Source organism: Cellulomonas hominis, from assembly GCF_014201095.1.
GTDB lineage: Bacteria > Actinomycetota > Actinomycetes > Actinomycetales > Cellulomonadaceae > Cellulomonas > Cellulomonas hominis.
The window spans coordinates 55,243-80,237 of record NZ_JACHDN010000001.1; the positions used below are offsets into that span (position 1 = coordinate 55,243).

General features: G+C 75.5%; 26 protein-coding genes and 1 tRNA gene. 16 read left to right on the plus strand and 11 right to left on the minus strand.

The features are described from left to right. Positions 1-4 precede the first annotated feature (4 nt). A complete protein-coding gene (locus tag HNR08_RS00275) occupies positions 5-208 on the minus strand; it encodes a hypothetical protein (protein ID WP_146840884.1) in 204 nt (67 codons plus the stop codon). Between the two features lie 212 nt (positions 209-420). Further along, positions 421-843, minus strand: coding sequence for a VOC family protein (locus tag HNR08_RS00280; protein ID WP_183834701.1), 423 nt, complete (start codon positions 841-843; stop codon positions 421-423). A gap of 104 nt (positions 844-947) precedes the next feature. Between HNR08_RS00280 and HNR08_RS00285 the strand changes: the two genes are divergently transcribed. From HNR08_RS00285 to HNR08_RS00325, 9 genes are all read left to right on the plus strand, one after another. Further along, positions 948-1,985, plus strand: a complete 1,038-nt coding sequence (locus HNR08_RS00285) for a helix-turn-helix transcriptional regulator (RefSeq protein ID WP_146838898.1) — start codon at positions 948-950, stop codon at positions 1,983-1,985. A 9-nt stretch (positions 1,986-1,994) separates the two neighbouring features. Then, positions 1,995-3,452 (plus strand): outer membrane protein assembly factor BamB family protein, encoded by a 1,458-nt coding sequence (locus HNR08_RS00290; protein WP_146838900.1) that lies wholly within the window; start codon positions 1,995-1,997, stop codon positions 3,450-3,452. Between the two features lie 69 nt (positions 3,453-3,521). Beyond that, complete coding sequence (locus HNR08_RS00295; protein ID WP_146838902.1) at positions 3,522-3,950, plus strand: hypothetical protein; 429 nt, start codon at positions 3,522-3,524, stop codon at positions 3,948-3,950. A gap of 85 nt (positions 3,951-4,035) precedes the next feature. Next, positions 4,036-4,722, plus strand: a complete 687-nt coding sequence (locus tag HNR08_RS00300; RefSeq protein ID WP_146838904.1) for a DUF6766 family protein — start codon at positions 4,036-4,038, stop codon at positions 4,720-4,722. Positions 4,723-4,734: 12 nt separating this feature from the next. Next, positions 4,735-5,235 carry a GAF domain-containing protein gene (locus HNR08_RS00305; RefSeq protein ID WP_146838906.1) on the plus strand — a complete coding sequence of 167 codons (501 nt, stop codon included), beginning with the start codon at positions 4,735-4,737 and terminating at the stop codon, positions 5,233-5,235. A 183-nt stretch (positions 5,236-5,418) separates the two neighbouring features. After that, complete coding sequence (locus HNR08_RS00310) at positions 5,419-6,393, plus strand: ABC transporter ATP-binding protein (protein WP_146838908.1); 975 nt, start codon at positions 5,419-5,421, stop codon at positions 6,391-6,393. Beyond that, positions 6,390-7,238 (plus strand): ABC transporter permease, encoded by an 849-nt coding sequence (locus HNR08_RS00315; RefSeq protein ID WP_146838910.1) that lies wholly within the window; start codon positions 6,390-6,392, stop codon positions 7,236-7,238. Before HNR08_RS00310 ends, HNR08_RS00315 begins: the two co-directional genes overlap by 4 nt. Before the next feature lie 26 nt (positions 7,239-7,264). Further along, entirely contained in the window at positions 7,265-8,635 is a 1,371-nt protein-coding gene (locus HNR08_RS22525) for a histidine kinase (protein ID WP_186812775.1), read from the plus strand. Then, the gene (locus tag HNR08_RS00325; RefSeq protein ID WP_146838914.1) at positions 8,632-9,306 is read left to right on the plus strand and encodes a response regulator; all 675 of its coding nucleotides are present in this window, start codon (positions 8,632-8,634) and stop codon (positions 9,304-9,306) included. The genes HNR08_RS22525 and HNR08_RS00325 overlap by 4 nt, the downstream gene beginning before the upstream one ends. Before the next feature lie 166 nt (positions 9,307-9,472). Here HNR08_RS00325 and HNR08_RS00330 read toward each other — a convergent pair. The 3 genes from HNR08_RS00330 to HNR08_RS00340 all read right to left on the minus strand — a co-directional run bounded on the left by HNR08_RS00330 (position 9,473) and on the right by HNR08_RS00340 (position 10,458). Further along, positions 9,473-9,546: transfer RNA gene (locus HNR08_RS00330), tRNA-Val, on the minus strand. A gap of 34 nt (positions 9,547-9,580) precedes the next feature. Further along, on the minus strand, positions 9,581-10,081 hold the full coding sequence (locus tag HNR08_RS00335) for a redoxin domain-containing protein (protein WP_307724261.1): 501 nt from the start codon (positions 10,079-10,081) through the stop codon (positions 9,581-9,583). Then, positions 10,039-10,458 (minus strand): DUF3052 domain-containing protein, encoded by a 420-nt coding sequence (locus HNR08_RS00340; RefSeq protein ID WP_146838916.1) that lies wholly within the window; start codon positions 10,456-10,458, stop codon positions 10,039-10,041. Before HNR08_RS00340 ends, HNR08_RS00335 begins: the two co-directional genes overlap by 43 nt. Before the next feature lie 443 nt (positions 10,459-10,901). Here HNR08_RS00340 and aceE point away from each other — a divergent pair, with 443 nt between their 5' ends. After that, entirely contained in the window at positions 10,902-13,643 is a 2,742-nt protein-coding gene (aceE, locus tag HNR08_RS00345; RefSeq protein WP_146838918.1) for a pyruvate dehydrogenase (acetyl-transferring), homodimeric type, read from the plus strand. A 317-nt stretch (positions 13,644-13,960) separates the two neighbouring features. Here the strand turns inward: aceE and HNR08_RS00350 are convergent, their stop codons facing one another. Continuing rightward, on the minus strand, positions 13,961-14,641 hold the full coding sequence (locus HNR08_RS00350; RefSeq protein ID WP_146838920.1) for a hypothetical protein: 681 nt from the start codon (positions 14,639-14,641) through the stop codon (positions 13,961-13,963). A 114-nt stretch (positions 14,642-14,755) separates the two neighbouring features. Between HNR08_RS00350 and HNR08_RS00355 the strand changes: the two genes are divergently transcribed. From HNR08_RS00355 to HNR08_RS00375, 5 genes are all read left to right on the plus strand, one after another. Further along, positions 14,756-16,039 (plus strand): PucR family transcriptional regulator, encoded by a 1,284-nt coding sequence (locus tag HNR08_RS00355; RefSeq protein WP_146838922.1) that lies wholly within the window; start codon positions 14,756-14,758, stop codon positions 16,037-16,039. Positions 16,040-16,134: 95 nt separating this feature from the next. Continuing rightward, complete coding sequence (locus tag HNR08_RS00360) at positions 16,135-17,112, plus strand: ACP S-malonyltransferase (RefSeq protein WP_146838924.1); 978 nt, start codon at positions 16,135-16,137, stop codon at positions 17,110-17,112. After that, positions 17,109-18,113 carry a beta-ketoacyl-ACP synthase III gene (locus HNR08_RS00365; protein WP_146838926.1) on the plus strand — a complete coding sequence of 335 codons (1,005 nt, stop codon included), beginning with the start codon at positions 17,109-17,111 and terminating at the stop codon, positions 18,111-18,113. The genes HNR08_RS00360 and HNR08_RS00365 overlap by 4 nt, the downstream gene beginning before the upstream one ends. A gap of 85 nt (positions 18,114-18,198) precedes the next feature. Next, positions 18,199-18,447, plus strand: a complete 249-nt coding sequence (locus tag HNR08_RS00370) for an acyl carrier protein (protein WP_146838928.1) — start codon at positions 18,199-18,201, stop codon at positions 18,445-18,447. A gap of 125 nt (positions 18,448-18,572) precedes the next feature. Continuing rightward, on the plus strand, positions 18,573-19,811 hold the full coding sequence (locus HNR08_RS00375; protein WP_146838930.1) for a beta-ketoacyl-[acyl-carrier-protein] synthase family protein: 1,239 nt from the start codon (positions 18,573-18,575) through the stop codon (positions 19,809-19,811). Positions 19,812-19,969: 158 nt separating this feature from the next. Here HNR08_RS00375 and HNR08_RS00380 read toward each other — a convergent pair whose 3' ends face one another. From HNR08_RS00380 to def, 5 genes are all read right to left on the minus strand, one after another. After that, entirely contained in the window at positions 19,970-21,478 is a 1,509-nt protein-coding gene (locus HNR08_RS00380; protein ID WP_246803106.1) for an FAD-dependent oxidoreductase, read from the minus strand. Then, positions 21,475-22,359 (minus strand): FAD:protein FMN transferase, encoded by an 885-nt coding sequence (locus tag HNR08_RS00385; protein ID WP_146838932.1) that lies wholly within the window; start codon positions 22,357-22,359, stop codon positions 21,475-21,477. Before HNR08_RS00385 ends, HNR08_RS00380 begins: the two co-directional genes overlap by 4 nt. Next, positions 22,346-22,825 carry an FMN-binding protein gene (locus tag HNR08_RS00390; RefSeq protein WP_146838934.1) on the minus strand — a complete coding sequence of 160 codons (480 nt, stop codon included), beginning with the start codon at positions 22,823-22,825 and terminating at the stop codon, positions 22,346-22,348. The genes HNR08_RS00385 and HNR08_RS00390 overlap by 14 nt, the downstream gene beginning before the upstream one ends. Before the next feature lie 138 nt (positions 22,826-22,963). Continuing rightward, entirely contained in the window at positions 22,964-23,461 is a 498-nt protein-coding gene (locus tag HNR08_RS00395) for a DUF3145 domain-containing protein (protein WP_146838936.1), read from the minus strand. Positions 23,462-23,617: 156 nt separating this feature from the next. Then, positions 23,618-24,103, minus strand: coding sequence for a peptide deformylase (def, locus tag HNR08_RS00400; protein ID WP_146838938.1), 486 nt, complete (start codon positions 24,101-24,103; stop codon positions 23,618-23,620). Between the two features lie 119 nt (positions 24,104-24,222). Here def and HNR08_RS00405 point away from each other — a divergent pair, with 119 nt between their 5' ends. Then, positions 24,223-24,981 carry an ATP-binding cassette domain-containing protein gene (locus tag HNR08_RS00405; protein ID WP_146838940.1) on the plus strand — a complete coding sequence of 253 codons (759 nt, stop codon included), beginning with the start codon at positions 24,223-24,225 and terminating at the stop codon, positions 24,979-24,981. Positions 24,982-24,995 lie beyond the last annotated feature (14 nt).

The window sequence follows — 24,995 nt, forward strand, 5'->3', positions numbered from 1 at the left end:
GTGCTCAGGCGCCCGGGACCGCCTGCAGCTCCGCGATCTCGACGCCCAGGTCGCACAGCAGCGCGACCACGCCGGTGAGGGCCGAGCGGTCCGGGACCTGGCAGGACAGGATCGCGCCGTCCCGCGTCGGGGCCGCCACGATGTCGGCGAAGTCGCGCAGGTCCGTCAGGTCGCGCGCGGGGCCGACGACCCGGATGTGGTAGAGCATCGCGACCTCCCGAGGGCGTGCGCTGCCGCGGCGGGGCCGGCGCCGTGGCTGCCCGACGCCCGGCCCGGCCCGGCCCGGCCCGGCCCGGCCCGGCCCGGCCCGGGACCAGCATCTCCCCCGGCACGGGCTGGCGCCTCATGCCTGCCGGGTGAGGGCGGCGGAGCCGACGGGGGCGGGCCGCTGCTCCAGGTCGTCGAGCGCCCCGTGCACCGTCAGCCCACCCGGTCGACCGCGAGGTCCAGCACCCAGGTGACCCCGAACGGGTCGCGGACCATGCCGTACAGCGGCGCCCACCCGGCCGGGCCGAGCGGCACGACCACGGTCCCGTCCGCGGCGAGCCGCTCCCAGTAGCCGGTGAGCTTGTCGGCGTCGGTGCCGCGCACCGAGACGAACACCGGGATCACGCCCGGCTCGTGGCGCGTGTGCGACGGCACGTCGTAGGCCATCACCCGGAACCCGTCCGGGGAGGCGACCTGCCCCCACATGACCTGGTCGGCCTCCTCGGGCGCGGTGACCGCCTGCGCGTCGGCGTACGTGACGACCGCGAGGTCGCCCCCGAACACGGACCGGTAGTGCTCGAGCGCGGCGCGCGCCCGGCCGCGGAAGTTCAGGTGGGTCGTGGTGGCGATGCTCATGGCGTGCTCCTCGTCGTGGGTGCCACCGCGGGGTGCGGCGGGACCGACACCGTCGCAGGCCATCAGGACAGGTACGGTCCTCATCGCGCCGTAGGGTCGGGGCCATGAGCCCGGCCACCACCACCGCGCGGCTGCTGCGCCTGCTCTCGCTGCTCCAGACCCGCCGCGAGTGGCCCGGGCCCGAGCTCGCCGACCGGCTCGACGTGACCGCCCGGACGGTGCGCCGGGACGTGGACCGGCTCCGCGCGATGGGCTACGCCGTCGGCACCACGCGCGGCTCGGCCGGGGGCTACCGGCTCGAGCCCGGGGCGGAGCTCCCGCCGCTGCTCCTCGACGAGGAGCAGGTCACCGCGATCGCCGTGGCGCTGCAGGCCGTGCCGCTGCTCGGCGCCGGTGTCGAGGACGCCGCCGAGCGCGCCGACCGGACCCTGCGCCGCGTCATGCCCCCACGGCTGCGCCGACGCGCCGACGCCCTGCGGTACACGGCCCTGCCGCCCGCCACCGCCCTCGCCGCCGTGCCCGCCACCGAGGCGCTCCTCGCGCTGTCCGCCGCCGTCCGGGCCCGCGAGGTCGTGCGGTTCGACTACGGCGACCCCGACCCCGGCCCCGGTGGCACCGCGCCCCTCCCGCCGCGCCGCGCGGAGCCGCACCACCTCGTCGCCGCGCGGGGGCGCTGGTACCTCGTCGCCTGGGACCTCGACCGCGGCGACTGGCGGCTGTTCCGCGCCGACCGGATGGCGCTCCGTCCGCACACCGGCGCCCGCTTCCCCGCCCGCGACGTCCCCGGTGGCGACGTCGCCCGCTTCGTCGCCGCCCGGTTCCGCGGGGCCGCCCCGACGGACGACTGGCCCTGCCGCGGCACCGTCGTCCTGGACCTGCCCGCGCGAGAGGTCGCCCCGTTCGCGGGCGACGGCGTGGTCGAGCCCGTCGACGCCGGTCGCTGCCGGCTCACGACCGGCTCCTGGTCGTGGCCGGCGCTCGCGGCGTCGCTTCTGCGCTTCGACGCCCGGGTCGAGGTGACCGGCCCGCCGGAGCTCGCCGCGGCGTTCGCGACGCTGGCAGAGCGCTGCCGGGAGGCGGGGTCGCCGCGCGCCACCGACCGCCGTCCGGAACCCGCCCGCGACGGGCCGCACCCGCACTAGGTTGACGCCGTGGGCGACCGGATGCAGGACGTCGAGCTCGAGCCGCTCGACGCGCCCGCGCCCGGCACCGCCCCCGCGGTCCGCCGCCTGCGGCTCACCCGGCGGCACCTGCTGCGCGGCGGCGCCGTCGCGCTCGTGCTCGTCGCTGCGGTCGTCGGCACCCAGCTCGTCCTCGACGCGCGGGCGGGCGACCGGGTCGCCGCGGCGCGGGCCGTGCCCGGGGTGATCGGCTACGACGTGGACCGCGACCTGACCGCCACGCCGGCCCCGACGCTGCTCGGGCTGGACGCGGGCGAGGTCCGCGTGCTCCCGGTGGTCGGGCCGGACCGGCTCCCGGCGGTGCAGGGCCTGGACGCCGCGACCGGCGACGTGCGCTGGGAGACGTCGCTGGCCGGCGCCGAGGGCACGCAGGGCGCTCAGCCGCCGGAGGGCGGCCCCCAGGAGTGGCCGTCGTGCTCGACGGGCGGCCCGGACGTGCGCCGGGTCACGTGCCTGGTGGTGGACCGGCTGCCGCCGACGGGCGACGACACCGACGGGTGGATGCTCGGCGCACCGGCCAGGACCCGGCTCGTCACGCTCGACACGGCCACCGGGGCGGTCCTCGCCGAGCGGGAGATGGCGCCCGCCGCGAGCGCCCAGACCGCCGGCGGCGACCTCGTGGTCGTCGAGGTGTCCGGCGGCGTCGTGCGGCTCTCCGCCGAGGACGCCGTCACGGGCCGCGTGCGGTGGTCGACGGGGCTGCCCGCGGACCCCGGGACCGTCGACGGGCAGACGGAGTCGCTTCCGCAGCTGCAGGTGACCGACGCGCACGTCGTCACGACCTGCGGCCCGTACTCGTGGGCGGCCCGGAGGTCCGACGGCATCCTCGAGGCCGCCGGCTCGGCGGTCCAGGTGGGCCGCGGCGACCGCCTCGTCGTCACGGGGGCCGACGGCCTCACCCGGCTGGGCGGGGCCGACGGCACCGGGGACGCCGTCGCGGTCGGCGCGCCCGCGTGGTTCACGGTCGACGACGGGAGCTCGCCCGGCCTGGAGCTGCTGACCGACCTGGGGGGGACCACGCAGCGGCTGCGGGCGGTCGACCACGCGACCGGGGTCCCGGCCTGGGAGACCGAGCTCCCGGGCACCACCGGGGTGTCCCTCATCCTGCTCCGCGACGTCCTGTACGGCGCGGACGCCGAGGACGTGTGGGCGCTCGACGTGGCCACGGGCGTGACGCGGTGGCGGTCGCCGCGCAATCCCGGGGGCGCGGACCCCGACGGGTTCTGGCCGTGGCCGATGACCGACGGCCGCCGGCTCCTGATGGGCGTCCGGACGTCCGAGGACGCCGACGCGCTGCGGGCCTGGTCGCTCGACTCCGGGGAGCGGCTCTGGACGACGCCCCTGCCGCAGGCCGGCCGGGGCGGGCTCGTCGTGCTGGACCACGTGCTGTACGGCACGTGGGAGGACCCCGTCCGCCTGGGCGGCTGAGCCCGGGCACCGCGCCCGGCCCGCGCCGCTCGAGATGCTGCCGGGTCGCCTGCCTGCGACGATCCGGGCATGTCCGTACGCTCCGGCGCTCTCGCGCTCGCCGCCCTCGTCGGCGTGGCGCTGAGCTCCTGCGCCCCGCCGCGCGACGAGGCCGCAGACACCGCGACGGGCTTCTACACGGCGATCGCCGACGGGGACGGGGCCGCGGCGTGCGCGGCCCTGGCGCCGGCGGTCGCCGCGGCCGTCGAGGACGACGCCGGGTCGCCGTGCCCGGAGGCCCTGACCTCGGGGGACCTCGGCGACGACCTCCGCGACCGGGCGGACGCGGCGGGCGCGACGTCCGGGGGCGCGGCGGTGCGCGTCGCCGGGCGGCAGGCGCAGGTCGCGCTCGGCACGGACACGCTCTTCCTGGCCCGGTCGGGACCCGGCTGGGTCATCACCGCCGCGGCGTGCACGGCGCGGCCGGACCGGCCCTACGACTGCGAGGTGGCGGAGTGAGGACCCAGCGCGCCCTGTTCGTCGCGACCCTGGCCGTGGTCGCGCTCGGCCTCATCTACAGCGTCCTGATCGCGCTGGTGCAGCGATGACCCGCCGGACCCCGCGCGTCCTGCGTGAGAACGGCCTGAGCCTGTTCTTCGGCGCGATCTTCCTGGCGGCGGTCGTCGGTCAGGCGGCCAGCGGTCTGGCGCTGGTCAACCGCGAGCAGGTCGCCGCGGACCTGGACCCGCTCACGCTCGGCCAGTACGTCACGTCGTCGGCCTTCCTGGTCGACCTCACCGAGAACTGGCAGTCGGAGTTCCTGCAGTTCCTGCTCTTCATCGGCGCCACCGTGTGGTTGCTGCAGCGCGGTTCGCCCGAGTCCAAGAGCCTCGACCGGGCCGGGCGCGAGAGCGACGAGGACCAGCGCGTCGGACGGCACGCGGGCGAGGACTCCCCGTCCTGGGCCCGCCGCACCGGGTGGCGGCTCTCGGTCTACTCGCACTCCCTGACCCTCGTGATGGGCGCGGTCTTCCTGGGCTCCTGGCTCGCGCAGTCCCTCACGGGCGCCGTCGCGTACTCCGAGGAGCAGATGCGCGACCTGCAGGACCCTGTCACCTGGACCGAGTACCTCACGCTGCCGGACTTCTGGAGCCGCACCCTGCAGAACTGGCAGTCCGAGTTCCTCGCGGTGCTGTGCATGGTGGTGTTCGCGATCTACCTCCGCGAGCGCGGCTCGCCCGAGTCGAAGCCCGTCGGCGCGCCGCACGGCGCCACGGGGGTCGAGTCCTGAGCGCCCGCGCGCGTGAGACACTTCGGCGCCGACGAGGAGGCGCAGATGCTCGAGATGTACGACCGCGACGGCTCGTTCGCCCACCTGGACGCGTTCGCCGAGGGGGCGTCGGCACGGCTGCGGGTGCCCACGGAGTGCAGCATCATCGTCCGCCAGGTGCACCTGCTGCGGTACGCCGCGAGCAGCGGCGAGCGCGCCGCGCACTGCGACAAGGTGGAGATCGCCGCCGGCGAGGGCCCCTGCGTCACCGCGATCCAGCAGCTGCGCGGCGAGCTCGTCCTCGACGTCGCGGCGGACGAGCGGTGGCCGGCCTGGCGCAGCGCGGCCCTCGACCGCGGGTTCCGGTCGGCCGCGGCACTTCCCGCGATCGTCGACGCGGACACCACGGTGGCGCTGAACCTGTACTCCGAGGCGCTCGACCCGTGGGAGCGGGACGCGCTCGTGGGGATGGACCGGTACGTCCAGGAGATCGCCGAGGCGATCCGCACCCGGGGGATCACGCCGGCGCCGTGAGGGCGCCGGGCGGGCTCCCTCGGGCCGCCGGTCCACCACCACCGCCGTGCACACGACGGGCGTCGGGATGACCGCGTCATCCAGCCGTTGTACGCGCGCCCCTGCGACATCTCGTCCCGTGGGAGGTCTCGGCGCCCCGGGTCCCGCTCCTACGTTCGACGCACACCGAACGTAGGAGGGCGCATGATCGAGGCCACGGGCCTGACCAAGACGTACGACGGGACAGTGGCCGTCGACGGCATCAGCTTCACGGTGCGTCCCGGCGTGGTCACCGGGTTCCTGGGTCCGAACGGCGCGGGCAAGTCCACGACGATGCGGATGATCGTCGGGCTCGACCGCCCGACCGCGGGCTCCGTCACCGTGAACGGCCGCCGCTACGCCGACCACCGCGCTCCGCTGGGCGAGGTCGGGGCGCTGCTCGATGCGAAGGCGGTCCACCCCGGGCGGTCCGCACGGGCGCACCTGCTGGCGCTGGCAGCGACCCACGGCATCGGCGCGCGGCGGGTGACGACGGTGATGGAGGAGACCGGCCTGCTGGCGGTCGCGCGCAAGCGGGCCGGGACGTTCTCGCTGGGCATGGGGCAGCGGCTCGGCATCGCCGCGGCTCTGCTCGGCGACCCACGGACGCTGATCCTGGACGAGCCGGTCAACGGGTTGGACCCGGAGGGCGTCGCCTGGGTGCGGAACCTGCTGCGCGGCCTGGCTGCGCAGGGCCGGACGGTGCTGCTGTCGTCGCACCTCATGTCCGAGATGGCGCTGACCGCGGACCACCTGATCGTCCTGGGCCGAGGGCGGGTGCTCGCGGACGCTCCGGTGGCGGAGGTGGTGGGGCTTGCGGGGACGCGGGTGGTCCGGGTGCGGACACCGACGGCGGCTGCGCTCACGACCGCGCTGCAGACCCTGCCGGGTGTCCAGGTCTCGACCATCGGACCCGACCTGCTCGACGTGACCGGCGCGGAAGCCCCCGAGGTCGCGCAGATCGCCGCCACCGCGGGGGTCGTGCTCCACGAGCTGGCCCCCGTCCAGGTCTCCCTCGAGGACGCCTACATGCAGCTCACCGCCACGGAGGTCGAGTACCGCTCGGGCTCCCCCGGCCCGTCCGGCACCCGCGCGACGCGCGCGACCAGCACGGCCCGCACCACGGGAGGTACCCGATGACCACGTTCACCCCGCTCGCCGACCCGCCCGTCCGCTCGGTCCCCGTCGCACAGCCCGTGACGTTCGGGCGCCTCGTCGCCGCCGAGCGGATCAAGCTGCGGACACTCCGGTCGACGTGGTGGTCCCTCCTCGTGGGGGTGGCGTTCCTGCCGGCGTTCGCCGCGATGCGCTTCTCGAGCATCTCCACGGTGCCCGAGGCCGTCGGCTCCCCGTACCTGGTCGGTGCCGTCTACGTGACGTCCGGCGTCGCGCTGGCCCAGCTGGTGTTCTGCACGCTCGGGGTGCTGTCGATCGCCGGTGAGTACAGCACGGGGCAGATCCGCTCGACGCTGACCGCCGCACCCCGCCGGCTCCAGGCGCTGTGGGCCAAGCTGCTCGTCACCGTGGCGGTCGTGATGGTCGCGTCGCTGCTGGGCGTGGCCCTCGCGTGGGCCGCCGGGACGCCGTGGTTCGAGCGCACCGGCATGTCGATCGACCCGACCCGCGCGGACGACCTGCGGATCCTCTGGGGCGTCCCGCTCTACCTCGGTGCGGCGACGGCCCTGGCGTTCGGCATCGGCGCGATCGTGCGCAGCTCTGCGGCGGGCATCGCGACCGTGCTGGGACTGCTGCTCGTCCTGGAGAACGGCCTCGGGGCGGTGCCGTGGGCGCCGCTGCAGACGTTCGCCTCGTTCCTGCCTGCGAGCGCCGGCAACCGTCTGCTGCAGTCCGACGCGGTGGGGTCCGTCATCACCACGTCGAGCACGACGACGTTGTCACCCTGGGAGGGCTACGGCGTGATGCTCGCCTGGGTCGCGGTGGTGCTGGTGGCCGCCTCGGTGCTGCTGCGCCGCCGGGATGCCTGACGCGCCAGGTCTGGGAGAGTACGGACGTGGCTGCGCACGAAAGGACGGGTGTGGTCGAGGCACCCGCCCCGCCGACCTTCACCGAGCTGTCCGCGCGCCCCCTCGGACCGGTCCGCCGGTTCCTGCGGCGGCGACCGGTGGTGGTGGACCTGCTCCTGGCCGCCGGCTTCGCGGGGTGGGCGCTGCTGGTGGGCGTCGGCGCGGACTCGATGTACTCCCTGCACGCGCGGTTCGGCGGTGACCGGGTGCTGCAGATGCAGCTCGCCTCCCTCGGTCTGACGGCGGCGGGGGTGGTGGCGGTGCTGCTGCGGCGCCGCCGGCCCGTGCCCGTGGCGGTCGCGATGACGCTGCTCGGCGTCGGCGCACTCGCGGCGACCGGCACCACGTCGGGCTTCGAGGTCGGGACGGCGGTCGCGCTGTTCGCGGTCGCGACCCGGCGGGAGCCGCTCGTCACGTGGAGCGTCCTCGCCGGGACGGTCGCTGCGCTGCTCGTCGCCGCGTGGCTGCTCCCGCTGCCCCGCGTCGTCGGCTCCCTCATGGCGGGTCTCGACCCGGACGGGGGCGGCCGCGGGCTCGGCAGCACCGTCTGGTTCCAGACCGCCGCGCCGGTGCTCGTGCTCGCGCTGCTCGCCGTCGCGACGGGCACCAACGCGCGGAACCGGCGGCTCCACCTCGCGGCGTTCGTCGAGCAGGCGAACGCGCTGGCCCGCGAGCAGGAGCAGCGCGTGCAGCTCGCCCGCGCGTCGGAGCGCGCCGGCATCGCCCGCGAGATGCACGACGTCGTGGCGCACAGCGTCTCGGTGATGGTGACTCTCGGCGGTGGTGCGGCCGCTGCGCTGGACCAGGCGCCGGACCGGTCCCGGGCGGCGCTCCGCGAGCTGGTCGCGACGGGCCAGTCGGCGCTGCGGGACATGCGCCGGGTCCTGGACGTCCTGCACGAGGAGGCACCCGGCACGGGGGCAGCCTCGGGACCGCCGGTGGCGCCGCTCGCCCCGCAGCCCGGCACCGGGGACCTGGGCGCGCTCGCCGACCGGTTCCGCACCGCCGGCCTCGCGCTGGACGCGACCGGCCTCGACGACCGGGGCCTGGCGACGCTGCCCCCGGCCCTGCAGCTCGCCGTGTTCCGCATCGCCCAGGAGGCGCTGACCAACGTGCTGAGGCACGCGCCGGGGACCGCGGGCGCCGAGCTGGCCGTGCGCCGGACCGGCGTGTCGGTGGAGCTCGTCGTGACCGACCTGGGCGACGCACGTGCCGTCCCGGCGGGCACGGGCGCGGGCCGGGGCGTGCTCGGGATGCGGGAGCGCGCCGCGGCATTCGGCGGCGCTGTCGAGGCCGGACCGCACGAGTCCGGCTGGCGCGTCCGGGCCGTGCTGCCGCACGCGGAGGAGGGCGCATGATCACGGTGCTGCTGGTGGACGACCACCCACTGGTCCGCATGGGCTTCCGCCTCATGGTGGAGAGCGCCGGCGACCTGGAGGTCGTCGGCGAGGCAGGCGACGGGCGCACAGCCGTCCAGCAGACGGCGGCCCTGCGGCCCCAGGTCGTCCTCATGGACGTGCGGATGCCGGGAACCGACGGGATCGAGGCCACGCGGGAGATCGTCACGGCCGACCCCCACGTGCGGGTGCTCGTCCTCACCACGTTCGACCTCGACGAGTACGCCTTCGCGGCGCTGCGGGCCGGCGCCAGCGGGTTCCTCGTGAAGGACGCCGCGCCCACCGAGCTGGTGGCGGCGGTGCGGACCGTCGCGGCGGGCGACGCGGTGGTCTCACCGCGCATCACCCGGCGGATGCTCGAGATGTTCGCCCGCGCCCTGCCCGCGCACGACGACCGGTCGGACGACGGCACGGACCCCCGGCTGGCCGTGCTGACCCCGCGGGAGCTCGAGGTGCTGCGCTGCGTCGGCGAGGGCCGCTCGAACCGCGAGATCGCCGAGCAGCTGTACGTGTCGGAGGCGACGGTGAAGACCCACCTGGCCCGCATCCTGCCGAAGCTGGGGGCGCGCGACCGCGTCCAGGCCGTGGTTCTCGCCTACGAGACGGGACTCGTCCGCGTGGGCGGCGCCTGACCACTCCCGCGGCCGCCCGGCCACCAGGTCGACGCATCGGCCGCTTCGTCCTCGTCCAGCCGGTGCCCGGCGACCGAGCCCGCGAGGTATCCGGCGTCCGCGGAGACCGTCTCGGCCAGGGGCGCGGGCATGCTCGCTCTGATCGCACGAACGTACCTGGGTCGGGTGGGCCCGGCCGGTCTCGAACCGGCGACCTCCGCGGTGTAAGCGCGGCGCTCTGACCAACTGAGCTACAGGCCCTCGTCTGCGGTGCGTCAGCCTACCGGGGCGTGCGTCACAGCCCGGCCACGGCCTCCCGGTACGCCGCGAACGGCCGCGCCACGCCCCCGGGGTGCACCAGCGACCACCGCACGACCCCGTCGCCGTCCAGCAGGAACGACCCCCGCCGCGCGGCCCCCGACGCCTCGTCGAGCACCCCGTAGGCGCGCGCCGCCGCGCCGTGCGGCCAGAAGTCGGACAGCACCGGGAACGTCAGCCCCTCCTGCTCGGCCCAGGCCCGCAGTGCGGGCGCGGGGTCGCAGGACGCGGCGACCACGCGCACGCCGGCGTCGCCCAGCTCGCCGAGCCCGGCCTGCAGCTCGCCGAGCTCGGACGTGCACGTGCGCGTGAACGCGTAGGGCACGAAGACGAGCAGCGTCGACTGCTCCCCCGCCCCGCCGACCGCCACCGGCGTGCCGTGCGTGTCGGGCAGGGTCAGGCGCGGCGCCCGGTCACCGGCGCCGAGCGGCGACGTCAGCGCCCCCGGCCGCGGCTGCCGAGCCGGGTGGCCGACCAGTCGCCCGCGATGGAGAACGTGCTGGTCGCGTGGAGGCCCGCCGTGGTGGCGGCCTCCTCGATGTCGTCGTGCCCCACGTGCCCGCCGCGGCCCGGCTTCGGCGTGAGGACCCAGATCTGCCCGCCGTCGTCGAGGACCGTCATGGCGTCCATGAGCGTGTCCGCGAGATCGCCGTCCTCGTCCCGGAACCAGATGACCACGCCGTCGACCACGTCGTCGTAGTCCTCGTCGACCAGCTCGGCCCCGGTGATGTCCTCCACGCCGGAGCGCAGGTCCTCGTCGACGTCGTCGTCGTACCCGAACTCCTGGACCACCTGCCCCGCGGTGAACCCGAGACGACCCGCCCCCTGCGGGGTGTCGCCCGTGCTGGATGCCACGTCCCGAACCGTTCCTTCCGTCTGCGCCGCCGGTGCGGCGGCCTGCCGTTCGATCACCGAACGGTAGCCCACCGCACGCCCCCGTGGCGTGGCAAGTCACCCGCGGCGCGCGACGGCGGCGCCCCTGGTCACCGTGCGGACGCCGGGACCCGGAGGGCGGCGGACAGCATCCGGGACGCGTGGCCCACGATGCGGGCGGCCGGACGGCCCTCGCAGGGCCTCTGACGTGCCCGGACGTGACCCGGACCACGCCCCGGCGGCCCGATTGTCACCGACGTCACGCAACCCGGGAGCCCGACTGGGAGACTTTCGCCCCCGGGACGACGGACAATGGTCCTACTACCCGCCCGCGGCGAGCGCACCGGAACGTGGCGCGCACGTCGGCGGGCCGAGATGCGCACCGGGGCCGACCGGCCCCCCGCGTGGAGAGGCGAGGAGCACTGGTGGCTTCGAAGGACGAGCGCGGGCCGCTCATCAACGGCCTGCTGAGCCAGGTACCCGACGTGGACCCGGAGGAGACCTCCGAGTGGGTCGAGTCCATCGACGGGCTCATCGACGACAAGGGCGGCCCGCGGGCGCGGTACGTCCTGCTGAACATGCTCAAGCGCGCGCGGGAGCGGAACGTCGCCATCCCGGCCGACCTGAACACGCCCTACGTCAACACCATCGGCGTGCACGAGGAGCCGTACTTCCCGGGCGACGAGGTCCTGGAGCGCAAGTTCCGGTCGTGGAACCGCTGGAACGCCGCCGTCATGGTGACGCGCGCGCAGCGGCCCGGCGTCGCGGTCGGCGGCCACATCTCCTCCTACGCGTCCGTCGCGACGCTGTACGAGGTCGGCCTCAACCACTTCTTCCGCGGCAAGGACCACCCCGGCGGCGGCGACCAGGTCTACTTCCAGGGCCACGCCTCCCCCGGCGTCTACTCCCGCGCGTTCCTCGAGGGCCGGCTGACCGAGCACCAGCTCGACGGCTTCCGCCAGGAGGTCTCGCACCCGGGCGGCGGCCTGCCGTCCTACCCGCACCCCCGCCTGATGCCGGACTTCTGGGAGTTCCCCACGGTGTCGATGGGCCTCGGCCCGTCCTCCGCGATCTACCAGGCGTGGACGAACAAGTACCTGCACCTGCGCGGCATCAAGGACACCAGCCAGCAGGACGTCTGGGCGTTCCTCGGCGACGGCGAGATGGACGAGCCGGAGTCCCGCGGCATGCTGCAGCACGCCGCCCAGCAGAACCTCGACAACCTGACGTTCGTCGTGAACTGCAACCTGCAGCGCCTCGACGGCCCGGTGCGCGGCAACGGCAAGATCATCCAGGAGCTCGAGGCGCAGTTCCGCGGCGCGGGCTGGAACGTCATCAAGGTCATCTGGGGCCGCGAGTGGGACGCCCTGCTCAACGCGGACAAGGACCGCGCCCTGGTGCACCTGATGAACACCACGCCGGACGGCGACTTCCAGACGTACCGGGCCGAGAACGGCGCGTTCATCCGGGAGAACTTCTTCGGGCGCGACCCGCGCACCAAGGCCCTCGTCGAGCGCATGACGGACGACGAGATCTGGGCGCTCAAGCGCGGCGGCCACGACTACCGGAAGATCTTCGCGGCCTACAAGGCGGCGCGGGAGCACACCGGCCAGCCGACCGTCATCCTCGCGCACACCATCAAGGGCTACGGCCTGGGCTCGGGCTTCGCCGGGCGCAACGCCACGCACCAGATGAAGAAGCTCAAGGCCGACGAGCTCAAGACGCTGCGCGACTCGCTGCACATCCCGATCTCGGACGAGCAGATCGACGCGAACCCGTACCTGCCGCCGTACTACCACCCCGGCCAGGACGACCCGGCGATCCAGTACCTGCAGGAGCGCCGCCGCGCGCTCGGCGGGTACGTGCCGGAGCGCCGCACCACGCACAAGCCGCTGACCCTCCCGGGCGACAAGTCCTACGAGCTGCTGAAGAAGGGCTCCGGGCACCAGGAGGTCGCCACGACGATGGCCCTCGTGCGGCTGTTCAAGGACCTCATCAAGGACAAGGAGATCGGGCAGCGCCTGGTCCCGATCATCCCGGACGAGGCCCGCACGTTCGGCCTGGACTCGATCTTCCCGAGCGCGAAGATCTTCAACACGAACGGCCAGAACTACCTCGCCGTGGACCGCGACCTCATGCTCTCCTACAAGGAGTCCGAGGCCGGCCAGATCATGCACACCGGCATCAACGAGGCGGGGTCGGCGTCCGCGTTCCAGGCGGTCGGCACGTCCTACGCCACGCACGGCGAGCCGCTGATCCCGTTCTACTTCTACTACTCGATGTTCGGGTTCCAGCGGACGGGCGACCAGTTCTGGGCGGCCGGCGACCAGATGACCCGCGGGTTCCTGGTCGGCGCCACCGCGGGCCGCACCACGCTGACCGGTGAGGGCCTGCAGCACGCGGACGGCCACTCCCCGCTGCTCGCGGGCACCATGCCGCACGTCGTGCACTACGACCCGGCCTACGGGTACGAGATCCGCCACATCGTCAAGGACGGCCTGCAGCGGATGTACGGCGACGACGGGCGCGACCCCGACGTCATCTACTACCTGACGGTCTACAACGAGCCGATCGTCCAGCCGGCCGAGCCGGAGGACGTCGACGTCGAGGGCATCCTCAAGGGCATCTACCAGCTGTCCCCGGCGGAGGGCGACGGGCCGCGCGCCCAGATCCTCGCCTCCGGCGTGGCGGTGCCGTGGGCGCTCGAGGCGAAGAAGCTCCTCGCCGAGGACTGGGGCGTCCAGGCCGCGGTCTGGTCCGTGACCTCCTGGAACGAGCTGCGCCGCGAGGCGCTCGCCGCCGAGGAGCACGCGTTCCTGCACCCGGGCGAGGAGGAGCGGGTGCCGTACCTCACGGCGAAGCTCCAGGGCGCCGAGGGCCCGTTCGTGGCGACCACCGACTACGACCACCTCGTGGCCGACCAGGTGCGCCAGTGGATCCCGGGCCGGTACGCCACGCTCGGCGCCGACGGGTTCGGGTTCTCCGACACCCGCGCCGCCGCCCGCCGGCACTTCAAGATCGACGGGCCGTCGACGGTGGTCCGCGTCCTGCAGCAGCTCGCCCGCGAGGGCAAGGTCGCGCCGGAGGCCCCGGCGCAGGCCATCGAGCGGTACCGCCTGCACGACGTGACCGCCGGCACCTCCGGCAACGCGGGCGGCGACGCCTGACCCGCACCCCGGCCTGACGGCGACGGGCCCCGCACCGAGCAGGTGCGGGGCCCGTCGTCGTCGGTGATGCGCTCCTGCCGCCGCGGGTGGTGCGCCCGTCGCGAGAACGCCCCGGGGCGCGCCCGGGCGTCGCCCGCGCGGCGGGCGCCGAGATCGGCACTCCGCGCCGAGATCGGCAGCCCCGGCGACCGATCTCGGCGCGGACGACCGATCTCGACGCCCTGCACGACCCCGCGGTCGCGCCGGGGACGTGAGGCGCGGGTACCCGGGCGCCGTGGGGCGCCCTCGCACCAACGCCGGCGGCCGGGCGGCGGGCGTCAGGCGCCCGCGTGCCGCTCGGCCTGCTCGACCAGGCGGGTCAGCTCCCGCCGGAGGTGCGCGATGTCGTCCTGCTTCGGGTACAGGTCCAGCGACGCCAGGTGCTGCTTCGCGTCGAGCGGCCGCCCTGCCTCGACCGCGGCGAGCACGAGCTCGCGCCCGACCTCCGGGTCGTGCTCGCGGGGGTGCCAGTGCCCGGTGCCGAGGGACAGCGCGTCGACCGGGAGCCCGGCCTCGCGCAGCAGCCGCAGGCCGGCGACGAGCGCCCGGCCGGAGGGGTCCCGCTCGGCGGCGGTGGTGAGGCGGCGGACGGTGCCCTCGAGGTCGTCGCGCACGGACAGCCGCGCGACCTCGACCAGGGGGTACCAGGCGCGGGGGTTCCCGGCGAGCTCCTCGCCGAGGGACCACACGGCGAGGTCGGCGGCGCGCTGCTTCTCGGCGTCGTCGGCCTCGGCGGTCAGCGGGTCGTCGTCGGAGCCGGTGACGGCGTGCCGGCGGACGATCTCGGCCAGCGCGGCGAACGCCCGCTCGTCGTTGGGGTCGTCGCCGAGGCGGGAGCGCAGGGCGTCCTCCTGCGGGAGGTCACCGTGCCGCGGGGCGCCCGTGGGCCGGCGCGCCCCGACACGGGACGTGGGTGCGGGTCGGCCCAGGAGTCGGCGCAGTCGGGACAGCAGTGCCATGGATCGACACTATCCGCTGCACCCGTCGCGCACTGGTCGAACGACCGGCGGTGGCCGGCGACGCGGGCGCGGTCTTTGTCGGTTCCCCACAAGCCCAGCACCTATGCTCGCCCCATGGCCGACCCCAGCCGCACCGCCGCGACGCCCGCAGCCCAGCCCAGCCCCCCGCCCGCGCCCCCCGGCGACGCCGACGGCCTGTCCCCCGCCCGCACCCGCACCCGCGCCGGCCGGATTGCCACCGCCCCGGACGCCAGCAACGGCGAGACGCTGCGCCGGGTCCGGGACGGCAGCGGCGTGCTCGCGGCGGCGGCGATGCGCCGGCTGGACGAGGACCTGGACTGGTACCGGGCGCTGCCCGCGGACGACCGGTCCTGGGTCGGGCTGGTCGCGCAGGCCGGCATCACGGCGTTCGTGACCTGGTTCGCCGATCCCTCCAAGCCGCCGCACGGCGTCGGGGAGATCTTCGCGACCGCCCCGCCGGAGCTCACGCGCTCCATCTCGCTGCAGCACACGCTGCAGCTGGTGCGGGTCGTGGTGGACGTGGTCGAGGCGCACGCCGACCGGCTGGCGGCCCCGGGCGGCGAGCGCGACCTGCTCGAGGCGGTGCTGCGCTACTCCCGCGAGGTGGCGTTCTCGGCGGCCGAGGTCTACGCCCGCGCCGCGGAGGTGCGCGGCGCGTGGGACGCCCGGCTCGAGGCGCTGGTCGTGGACGCGCTGCTGCGCGGGGACGTCGACGACTCGCTGCGCTCCCGGGTCGCGGCGCTCGGCTGGTCCGGGCGCGGGCGGACGCTCGTCGTCGTGGGCACGACCGCCTCCCCGCTGGACGACGTGCGGACCTCGGACCTGCGCCGCGCGACCCGGCGGGCCGCCGACGACGCGCTCGTCGGCATCCAGGGCGACCGGCTCGTGGTGTTCCTCGGCGGCACGGGCGACCTGCGCGAGGCCGCCGCGGGGCTGCTGCCGCGGTTCGGGCCCGGGCCCGTGGTGCTCGGCCCCACCGGCGACGACCTCGCCGACGCCGCCCGGTCCGCCCGCGCCGCGCTGGCCGGGCTGGCGGCCGTGCACGCGTGGCCGCAGGCGCCCCGCCCGGTGCTCGCGGACGACCTGCTGCCGGAGCGCGTGCTGGTCGGGGACGCGTCCGCGCGGGCGGTGCTGGTGCAGCAGGCGTACGTGCCGCTGCTCGCCAGCACGGGCTCGCTGCTCGAGACCCTGACCGCGTACCTGGCGGCCGGCCGCTCGCTGGAGGCCGCGGCCCGCACCCTGTACGTGCACCCGAACACCGTCCGGTACCGCCTGCGGCGCGTCGCCGAGGTCACCGGCTGGGACCCGCTGGACGCCCGGGAGGCGTACGTGCTGCAGCAGGCCCTCGCGGTGGGCCGCCTGGACCACCCCGCCTGAGACGCCCGGAGTTGTGGGAGCCGCACAAGCCGTGCATCCCAGGTTGGTACGCGTCGTGAGCGGGCGGGGGCGCGGACGCCGGGCAGAGTGGTCGGGTGCTCGCGATCGTCTGCCCCGGACAGGGCGCCCAGACCCCCGGCATGCTCGCCCCCTGGCTCGAGCTGCCCGGCACCGCCGACCGCCTGGCGGTCCTCTCGGAGGCCGCGGGCGTCGACCTGCTGACCCACGGGACGACCTCCGACGCCGACACGATCCGGGACACCGCGGTGGCCCAGCCGCTGATCGTGTCGACGTCCCTGCTGGCGCTGCGGGCGCTGGAGGACGAGGGGCCCGTGGCCGTCGGCGCGACCGCCGGCCACTCGGTCGGTGAGTTCGCCGCGGCGGCCGTCGCGGGCGTGTTCGACGACGCCGGCGCCGTCGGCCTGGTGTCGCACCGCGCGCGGTTCATGGCGGAGGCCGCCGCGGCCGAGCAGACCGGCATGACCGCCGTGCTCGGCGGCGACCCGGACGAGGTCGCCGCGGCGATCGAGGCGGCCGGCCTGTGGCCCGCGAACGTCAACGGCGGCGGCCAGACGGTCGCGGCGGGCTCGCTCGAGGCGATCGCCCGGTTCGCCGAGAACCCGCCGGCCCGCGCCCGCGTGGTGCCGCTGCAGGTGGCCGGCGCGTTCCACACCCCCTACATGCAGGGCGCGCTGGAGGCGTTCGGCGCCGTCGCCGCGGGCTGGCCGAGCGCCGCGCCGCGCACCGCGCTGCTGAGCAACGCCGACGGCGCCGCCTACGGTTCCGACGCGACGGGCGCCGACGTGGTGGCCCGCCTGGTCTCCCAGATCGCCTCCCCGGTGCGCTGGGACCTGTGCCAGGCCACGCTCGCCGAGCTCGGCGTCACCGGCCTGCTGGAGCTCGCCCCCGGTGGTGTGCTCAAGGGCCTGGCGCGGCGTAGCCTGCCCGGGGTGGAGACGGTCGCGATCACCTCGCCGGCCGACCTGCCCGCCGCCCGGGACCTGGTGGCCCGCCACGCGGGCGGATCCCTCGCGCCCGACCCGACCGACGACTCCCGGGAGACCGCCCAGTGACCCGCCCCACCCTGACCCAGGCCACCGGCCCCGCGCACACGCGGATCCTCGGCCTGGGGGCCGCCCGCGGTGAGCACCTCGTGCCGAACGACGACCTGGTCGGCCCGATCGACTCCTCCGACGAGTGGATCCGCCAGCGCACCGGCATCGTCACCCGCGCTCGCTCCGGCGCGGACACCGACGTGCTCGACCTCGCCGAGCGCGCCGGCCGGCAGGCGATCGAGAACGCGGGCCTGCAGGGCTCCGACATCGACGCCGTGATCCTCGCCACGGTCACGTACTTCCACCAGACGCCGTCGGGCGCCGCGATCCTGGCCGACCGGCTGGGCGCGACCCCTGCCGCCGCGTTCGACGTCTCCGCCGCGTGCGCCGGCTACTGCTACGGCATCGGCCAGGCGGACGCCCTGGTGCGCGCCGGCTCCGCCCGGCACGTGCTCGTCATCGGCGCGGAGAAGATGAGCGACTTCATCGACCCGACGGACCGCTCCATCTCCTTCCTGCTCGGCGACGGCGCGGGCGCGGTCGTGATCGGCCCGTCCGACACGCCCGGCATCGGCCCGACCGTGTGGGGCTCGGACGGCAGCCAGTCGCAGGCGATCCGCCAGACGCACTCCTGGATCGACGTCCGCGACAACGGGGCCGGCTGGCCGACCCTGCGCCAGGAGGGCCCGAGCGTCTTCAAGTGGGCGGTCTGGCAGATGGCCCCCGTCGCGCAGAAGGCCCTGGACGCCGCCGGCGTGACCGCCGACGACATCGACGCGTTCATCCCGCACCAGGCGAACATGCGGATCATCGACCAGATGATCAAGCAGCTCAAGCTCCCCGAGACCGTGGCCGTCGCCCGCGACATCGCGGACACCGGGAACACCTCGGCCGCCTCGATCCCGCTCGCGACGGAGCGGCTGCTCCGCGAGGGACAGGTGTCCAGCGGGGCCCTGGCCCTGCAGATCGGCTTCGGCGCGGGCCTCGTCTACGCCGCCCAGGTGGTCGTGCTGCCCTGACGGGGCCGCCACCGCAGTACCGTTCATCGACCGTTACCGCGACCGCCCGCCGGCGGTGGCGCACCGCACAACCAAGGAGACACCGATGGCGCACAGCGAGCAGGAGATCCTGGCCGGCCTGGCCGAGATCGTCAGCGAGGAGACCGGCCTGCCGACCGACTCGGTCCTGCCCGAGAAGTCGTTCACGGACGACCTGGACATCGACTCCCTGTCGATGATGACGATCGTCACCCTCGCCGAGGAGAAGTTCGAGGTCCGCATCCCGGACGACGAGGTCAAGAACCTCGCGACCGTCGGCGACGCGGTGTCGTTCATCTCGAACGCCCAGGCCTGAGCCGCACCGACCGGGGTCCGCGCCGGGTCCGTCAAGGCACCCGCGCGGACCCCGGTCGCGTCCGGGGCGGACGCACCGCCCCGGCATCCCCGCACCACCCGCCCGACACCCCCCGAGGAGCACCCATGAGCACGCGAGTCGTCGTCACCGGACTCGGCGCCACGACCCCGCTCGGCGGGGACGTCCCCACGACCTGGCAGGCCGCCCTGGCCGGCACGTCGGGCGCGCGCACGCTGGACAACGACTGGGCCGAGACCTACGGCCTCCCGGTCGACTTCGCCGCGACCCTCGCGGTGCGCCCGGAGGAGGTCCTCCCCCGGCCCGAGATCAAGAAGATGGACCCGTCCGCGCAGTACGCGATCATCGCGTCGCGCGAGGCCTGGGCCGACGCGGGCACCCCCGAGGTGGACCCCGACCGGCTCGGCGTCGTGGTGTCCTCCGGCATCGGCGGCATCTGGACCACGCTCGACGCGTGGGACACCCTCCGCGAGAAGGGCGCCCGCCGCGTCCTGCCGATGACCGTCCCCATGCTCATGCCGAACTCGCCGTCCGCGTACGTCGAGCTGGAGTTCGGCGCCCGCGCCGGGGCGCACGCCCTGGTCTCCGCCTGCGCGTCCGGGGCGGAGGCGATCGGCTACGCGGTCGACATGATCCGCAGCGGCCGCGCCGACGTCGTCATCGCCGGCGGCACCGAGGCCACGATCCACCCGATGCCGATGGCCGCGTTCGCCGCCTCCCGCACGCTGTCGACCCGCACGGACGACCCGGCCCGGGCCTCCCGGCCGTACGACGTGGACCGCGACGGCTTCGTCATCGGCGAGGGCTCCGGCATCGTCGTCCTGGAGTCCGAGGAGCACGCGGCCGCCCGTGGCGCGAAGGTGTACGCCGCGATCTCCGGCGTCGGCCTGTCCTCCGACGGCTACCACATCACCTCCCCCGAGCCGACGGGCCGCGGGCAGATCGCCGCGATGCGGATGGCCCTGAAGGACGCCGGGGTCGCGACCGGGGACGTCAAGCACGTCAACGCGCACGCCACCTCGACGGTCGTCGGCGACCTCATCGAGGCGCGCGGGGTCCGCGAGACGCTCGGCTCCGACGCGGACGGCGTCGCGCTGTCGGCCACCAAGTCGATGACCGGGCACCTGCTCGGCGGTGCCGGCGCGCTCGAGACGGTGTTCTCGGTGCTGGCCGTGCAGGACCGGCAGGCCCCGCCGACGATCAACGTCGAGAAGCCGGACCCGGAGCTCGTGCTCGACCTCGTGCGCGACACCCCGCGCGCCCTGCCGGCGGGCGACATCGCGGTGGTGAACAACTCGTTCGGCTTCGGCGGGCACAACGTGGCCCTGGTGGTCACGAACGCCTGACCCACGGGACCGCACGCGCCCGTTCGCGCCCTGCCCGACCCCGCTGCTCCGCCGAGGGAGGTCGCCCTGGCCGGGACAGGTCGTTCTGCGGCCCTGTCTCGGGGCTACCGACCTGTCTCGGCGCACGTGTGGACGGCGCAGGGTGGACGGCGCGGGGGTCAGTAGCCCGTGAACGCGTCCGTGCGGACCCGCCGCGCCCCGGCCCGCCGGAGCAGCGCCCGCGTGCCGTCGACCATCGCCGGCGGCCCCGACACGTAGGCGTCCCGCTGCGCGAGGTCCGGCACGGCCTCCTCCAGCACCTCCGCCGACAGCCGCCGCTCCCCCAGGTGCCGCCACCCGGCGGGCAGCCCGTCCTGGTCCGGCGTCGGGGACAGCACGAGCACCCGGGCCCCCGCCGCCCGGATCGGCTCGGCGTACGCCAGGTCGGCGTGCTCGGTCACGGAGTACAGCAGGACGACGTCCCGCTGCTCCCCCGCGGCCGCCAGCGCGGCCAGGTGCGCCGCGAACGGCGTCACGCCGATGCCGCCGGCGACGAGCAGCAGCGGCCGCGCGGGGTCGGCGGGCAGCACGAAGTCCCCGCCGAGCCCGGTCGCCCGCAGCCGCGCGCCCACGGGCAGCCCGGCGAGCGCGCGCTTGTAGGTCGACGCCCGCTCCGGGACGGTGAGGGCGACCGTCAGCTCGTCGGCGGCGGGCGCGGAGGACACGCTGAACACCCGCCGGGTGCCGCGGGCGTCGGGACGCGGGTGCGGGACGGTCAGCTCGAGGTACTGCCCCGGCAGGTAGCGCACGGGCCGGTCGGCCCGGAACGCGAGCTCGACCGTCCGGGGCGTCAGCCGGGTCTGCCGGGTCAGGGTGAGCCGGACCGCGCCGCGCTGGCCCCACGCGAACGCGAGCAGGTTGCCGACGACCAGCGCGGCCTCGGGCGTCGAGTACAGCGGGCCGACGTGGTACGACACGGCCATGAGGACGCCGACGACGCCGGCCTCGACGAGCTGCTGCCACCGGCGGGGCGGCAGGGTCAGCGGCTCGGTGAGCATGACGCCGCCGAGGAACAGGACCGGGTACGACACCAGGGCGGTGGTCACGGCGTCCAGCCCGGCGGCGCCCTCCACGACGAGCCGGACCGACACGGCCACCACGGCGACGACGACGAACGTGCCCACCAGCGCGTACCGCCGGGTCCGCACGACGACCACGGCGGCCAGCAGCAGCACGGGCACGAGCAGCCACCGGTCGGCGACCCACCACGTCGTGGCGTCCCAGCCGGTGAGCCCGACGAGCAGCGCGCCGGCCGCGGCCGGGTTCAGCACGTGCCGCCCGCGCCAGGCGAGCAGGTACTTCGAGGCGTTCGCGAGCACCGCCGCCAGCGCGAGCGTCCCGAGGTAGCGGGCCTCCAGCGTCGGCCAGAACAGGAACAGCAGGATCAGGCCGGTGATGACCGCCGACTCGGTGTGCGCGCGGGTGCGGAACGCCGCGGCGAGCAGCCAGGCGCTCGCCACCGACGCCGCCACGGCCACGAGCGCGCTGACCACGAGCGGCCCCGGCTCGACGAACAGCACGCCCGCGAGCGACAGCAGCAGCGCCACCGCGGCGAGGGCCCCCAGACCGAGGCTGAGCAGCCGGTACATCGTCACCCGGCCCAGCCGCTCCTCCACCCAGCCGCTCACGCGAACACCTCCCCGTCCAGGTCCAGCGACCACCGGATGCCGCCGTCCGCGCGCAGCACGACGTACCGGACCCCGAACCGCGACGCGACCAGGTCGGGCTCGGCGAAGAACAGCGCGGTCGCCGCCAGGTCCGCGGCGAGCGCGGTGGGGCCGGTGGCCCACGTCGCGACGACGTCCGCGGTGGGCAGCCCGGTCCGGGCGTCGACCACGTGGTGCAGCCCCGGCCCCCAGGCCCGGCGGTTGGTGGCCGACCCGCAGAGCGCGCCGCCCGCCAGCCGGACCACCCCGACCGCCCGTGCGGGGTCGCGGGGGTCCTCGAGCGCGACGGTCAGCGGCTCGGGCACGGCGGCGCGCAGGTCGCCCCCGGCGTCCACGACGTGCTCCGCGAGGCCGTGCTCGGCGAGCACCCCGGCGACGAGGTCGACGAGGTAGCCCTTGCCGCCCGCGCCGACGTCGAGCAGCGCGGGCTCGTCGAGCGTGAGCGTGCCGGCGGCGCGGTGCGCGGCGGTCCGCCAGGGCGGCGCGGGCCGAGTGGCGAGCGCGCCCCCGGCGTCGAGACGCGGGCGCAGCGAGTACCCCGCGTCGTAGCCCAGGTCCTCCAGCGCGCGCCCGACCAGCGGGTTCACCGCACCGCCGGTGCACCGGTCCGCGACGTCGTACGCGTCGAGCAGCGGGCCGGCGTCGGCGGGGAGCCGGTAGGTGCCCGCCCCGCCGCGCGCGACCTCGGCCACCCAGGAGTCGGCGCGGAACCGGGACCAGTCCTGATCGAACCGCGCGATCCGGTCGTGCACGGCCGCGAGCACGTCGGCCGGCAGGGGCTCCGGGGTGTCGAGCTGCCACCCGGTCCCGATGGCCTGGAAGACGACGCTAGGCCGCGGCATCGGCGCGGATCTGGTCGAGCGCCGCGTTGAACCCGTCGCCGGTCAGCGAGGACCCGGAGACCTTGTCGACCGACAGCCCGGCGAGCTCCTGCCCGACCACCTCGTCGGCGATGCCGGACGCGAACTCGTCCTGGAACCGGGCGGCGTTGCCGCCGGTGGCCTCCGGGGTGACGGTGACGTCGGTGACGACGCCGTCGGCGATCGTCAGCTCGACGGCGATGGACTCCTGCCCGCCGGGGGTGCTGTACGAGCCCTCGGCCTCGTAGGTGCCGTCGGCGAGGTCGCCCGAGGCGGCGGCGTCGTCGGAGGCGCCGGTGCCCGCGTCGGACGAGGCGTCCGCCTGGCTGCTGCTCGGGGCGTCGTCCTCCGTGGCGGCCCCGGCGCCCTCCCCGCACGCGGCCACCGCCACGACGACGGAGAGGCCGGACAGCAGGCCGAGGGTGCGGCGTCGGAGCGAGTGCGCCATGGTCGTGCCCTCCTCGCGATCCCGGAGCGGCCGGGCTCGTTGAATTCGATCACATCGTCTGAGGTGATCGACGCTAGGCACGCTTCCTGAAGATCCCCTGGGAATGCGCGAGGCGCCCGCCCTGGGCTCCCGGGGTCCTCAGCCGACCCGGTGCAGCCAGCGCACGGGTGCACCGGCGCCGGCGTACCGGAAGGGCTCCAGCTCGTCGTCCCACGCCTGCCCGAGGGCCAGCGCCAGCTCGTCGCGCATCGTCCGCGGGTCGCCGGTGTCGAGCGCGGCGCGGATCCGGTCCTCGGGGACCACGACGTTGCCGTGCACGTCGGTCTGCGCGTGGAAGATGCCGAGCTCGGGGGTGTGGCTCCAGCGGGCGCCGTCGCTGCCGTGGCTGGCGTCCTCCGTCACCTCGTAGCGCAGGTGCGTCCAGCCGCGCAGGGCCGACGCGACGCGCGCACCGGTGCCCTGGGCGCCCTGCCACGAGTGCTCGGCGCGGAACATGCCGGGCGCCGCGGGCTGCTCGGTCCACTCCAAGGACACGCGCGTGCCCAGCACGTTGCCCGCCGCCCACTCGAGGTGGGGGCAGAGCGCGCGCGGCGCTGAGTGCACGAAAAGAACACCGCGGGTGATCGCACCTGCCATGTCATCCCTCCCGGATCGGCTCGAGGTTCGCCTTCCCCAACGACCTCGTCCCGATGCCCGGGCCTGATGCACGGACTCGCGGCGTGCAGTGCACAGCATGCCCGACGAGGGCCGGTCAGCACCAGTGCTCCGGGTGCCCCGGCCCTCGTCGGCGCGTCAGAGCGTCTCGCGGATCGCGCGCATCGCCTTCTTCCGCACGGACCGGTCGAGCCGGTCGATGTACAGGTGCCCGTCCAGGTGGTCCACCTCGTGCTGCAGGCAGCGGGCCATGAGCTCGACGCCCTCGACGACGACCTCCTTGCCGTCGAGGTCGGTGCCGACCACGCGGGCGTACCAGGCGCGGCGGGTCGGGAACCACAGGTCCGGCACCGACAGGCAGCCCTCGTCGCCGTCCTGGTAGTCCTCGGACAGCTCCACGATCGTCGGGTTCAGCACGTAGCCGAGCTCGTCGTCGATGTTCCAGGAGAACGCGCGCAGCCCGACGCCGATCTGGTTCGCGGCCAGCCCGGCGCGGCCGTCGTGGTCCACCGTCTCCAGCAGGTCCTCGACCAGGCCGCGGACCCGGGCGTCGATGGTGGTCACCGGCTCGCACGGGGTGCGCAGCACCGGGTCGCCCACCACGCGGATCTCTCTCATCGCCATGCCCGCGATTCTTCCATGCCCGCGCTGTGATCCGCGGAACAGGGCACCCGGCGTGACGTCGCGGACGGATCGTCCTATCTTTGTACTGACCAGTCAGTGCAACGAAGGGTCGGAGACCCGTGACATCGACATCACCCAGCGCCCGCCCCGCCCACGCCACCGGCACCCCGCCGGCTCCCCCGGTGATCGCCGTGCACGCCCGCGACCTGCGGCTGAACGGCGCGCGCGGCACCGTCTACGGCCCGGTCGACCTCGAGGTCCCCGCCGGGACCCTCGCCGTCGTGCAGGGCCCGCAGGGCGGCGGGCGGTCCAGCCTGCTGCTCACCCTGGCCGGCCGGATGGTGCCGGACGCCGGCTCCCGGCTGACCGTGCTCGGCGAGCCGCTGCCCCGTCGCCGGACCGCCGTGCAGCGCCGCGCCGCCATCGCCGGCTTCGCCGGCATCGACGAGCTCGACGAGTCCGTCACCGTCGGCGAGGTCGTGCGCGAGCGCCTCGCGTGGCTCAGCCCGTGGTACCGCCGCACCCCGCGCCTCGACCAGGCCGGGTTCGCCCGGCTCGCCGCGCCCGTCTTCGGCGAGCGCCCGCTGCCCCGCACCAGCACGCTCGTCTGGGACCTCGACGAGGTCGACGCCATGCTGCTGCGGGTCACCCTGGCGATGGCGCAGCACCCCGCCCTGCTCGTCGTCGACGACGTCGACCAGGTGCACGACTCGCGCCGCCGGCAGACCGTGTGGACCCGCCTGGAGGCCATCGCCGCCGCGGGCACCACCGTCGTCGCCTCCGTCGCCTCCCTCGACGAGGTCGCCCGCATGCAGTGGGCCGGCCTCCCCCAGCAGATCACCCTCGCCACCGGACCCCACGCGGTCCCGGCCGCCTGAACCAGGACGCCCAC

Bases quoted from the DNA above. Each gene is read 5' to 3' on its own strand.
- HNR08_RS00295 (WP_146838902.1), top strand. From the start codon at position 3,522: ATGTCCGTACGCTCCGGCGCTCTCGCGCTCGCCGCCCTCGTCGGCGTG.
- HNR08_RS00385 (WP_146838932.1), bottom strand. From the start codon at position 22,359: ATGCCGCGGCCTAGCGTCGTCTTCCAGGCCATCGGGACCGGGTGGCAG.
- HNR08_RS00310 (WP_146838908.1), top strand. From the start codon at position 5,419: ATGATCGAGGCCACGGGCCTGACCAAGACGTACGACGGGACAGTGGCC.
- HNR08_RS00350 (WP_146838920.1), bottom strand. From the start codon at position 14,641: ATGGCACTGCTGTCCCGACTGCGCCGACTCCTGGGCCGACCCGCACCC.
- HNR08_RS00275 (WP_146840884.1), bottom strand. From the start codon at position 208: ATGCTCTACCACATCCGGGTCGTCGGCCCCGCGCGCGACCTGACGGAC.
- HNR08_RS00300 (WP_146838904.1), top strand. From the start codon at position 4,036: ATGACCCGCCGGACCCCGCGCGTCCTGCGTGAGAACGGCCTGAGCCTG.
- HNR08_RS00370 (WP_146838928.1), top strand. From the start codon at position 18,199: ATGGCGCACAGCGAGCAGGAGATCCTGGCCGGCCTGGCCGAGATCGTC.
- def (WP_146838938.1), bottom strand. From the start codon at position 24,103: ATGGCGATGAGAGAGATCCGCGTGGTGGGCGACCCGGTGCTGCGCACC.
- HNR08_RS00390 (WP_146838934.1), bottom strand. From the start codon at position 22,825: ATGGCGCACTCGCTCCGACGCCGCACCCTCGGCCTGCTGTCCGGCCTC.
- HNR08_RS00395 (WP_146838936.1), bottom strand. From the start codon at position 23,461: ATGGCAGGTGCGATCACCCGCGGTGTTCTTTTCGTGCACTCAGCGCCG.
- HNR08_RS00315 (WP_146838910.1), top strand. From the start codon at position 6,390: ATGACCACGTTCACCCCGCTCGCCGACCCGCCCGTCCGCTCGGTCCCC.
- HNR08_RS00355 (WP_146838922.1), top strand. From the start codon at position 14,756: ATGGCCGACCCCAGCCGCACCGCCGCGACGCCCGCAGCCCAGCCCAGC.
- HNR08_RS00280 (WP_183834701.1), bottom strand. From the start codon at position 843: ATGAGCATCGCCACCACGACCCACCTGAACTTCCGCGGCCGGGCGCGC.
- HNR08_RS00325 (WP_146838914.1), top strand. From the start codon at position 8,632: ATGATCACGGTGCTGCTGGTGGACGACCACCCACTGGTCCGCATGGGC.
- HNR08_RS00375 (WP_146838930.1), top strand. From the start codon at position 18,573: ATGAGCACGCGAGTCGTCGTCACCGGACTCGGCGCCACGACCCCGCTC.
- HNR08_RS00285 (WP_146838898.1), top strand. From the start codon at position 948: ATGAGCCCGGCCACCACCACCGCGCGGCTGCTGCGCCTGCTCTCGCTG.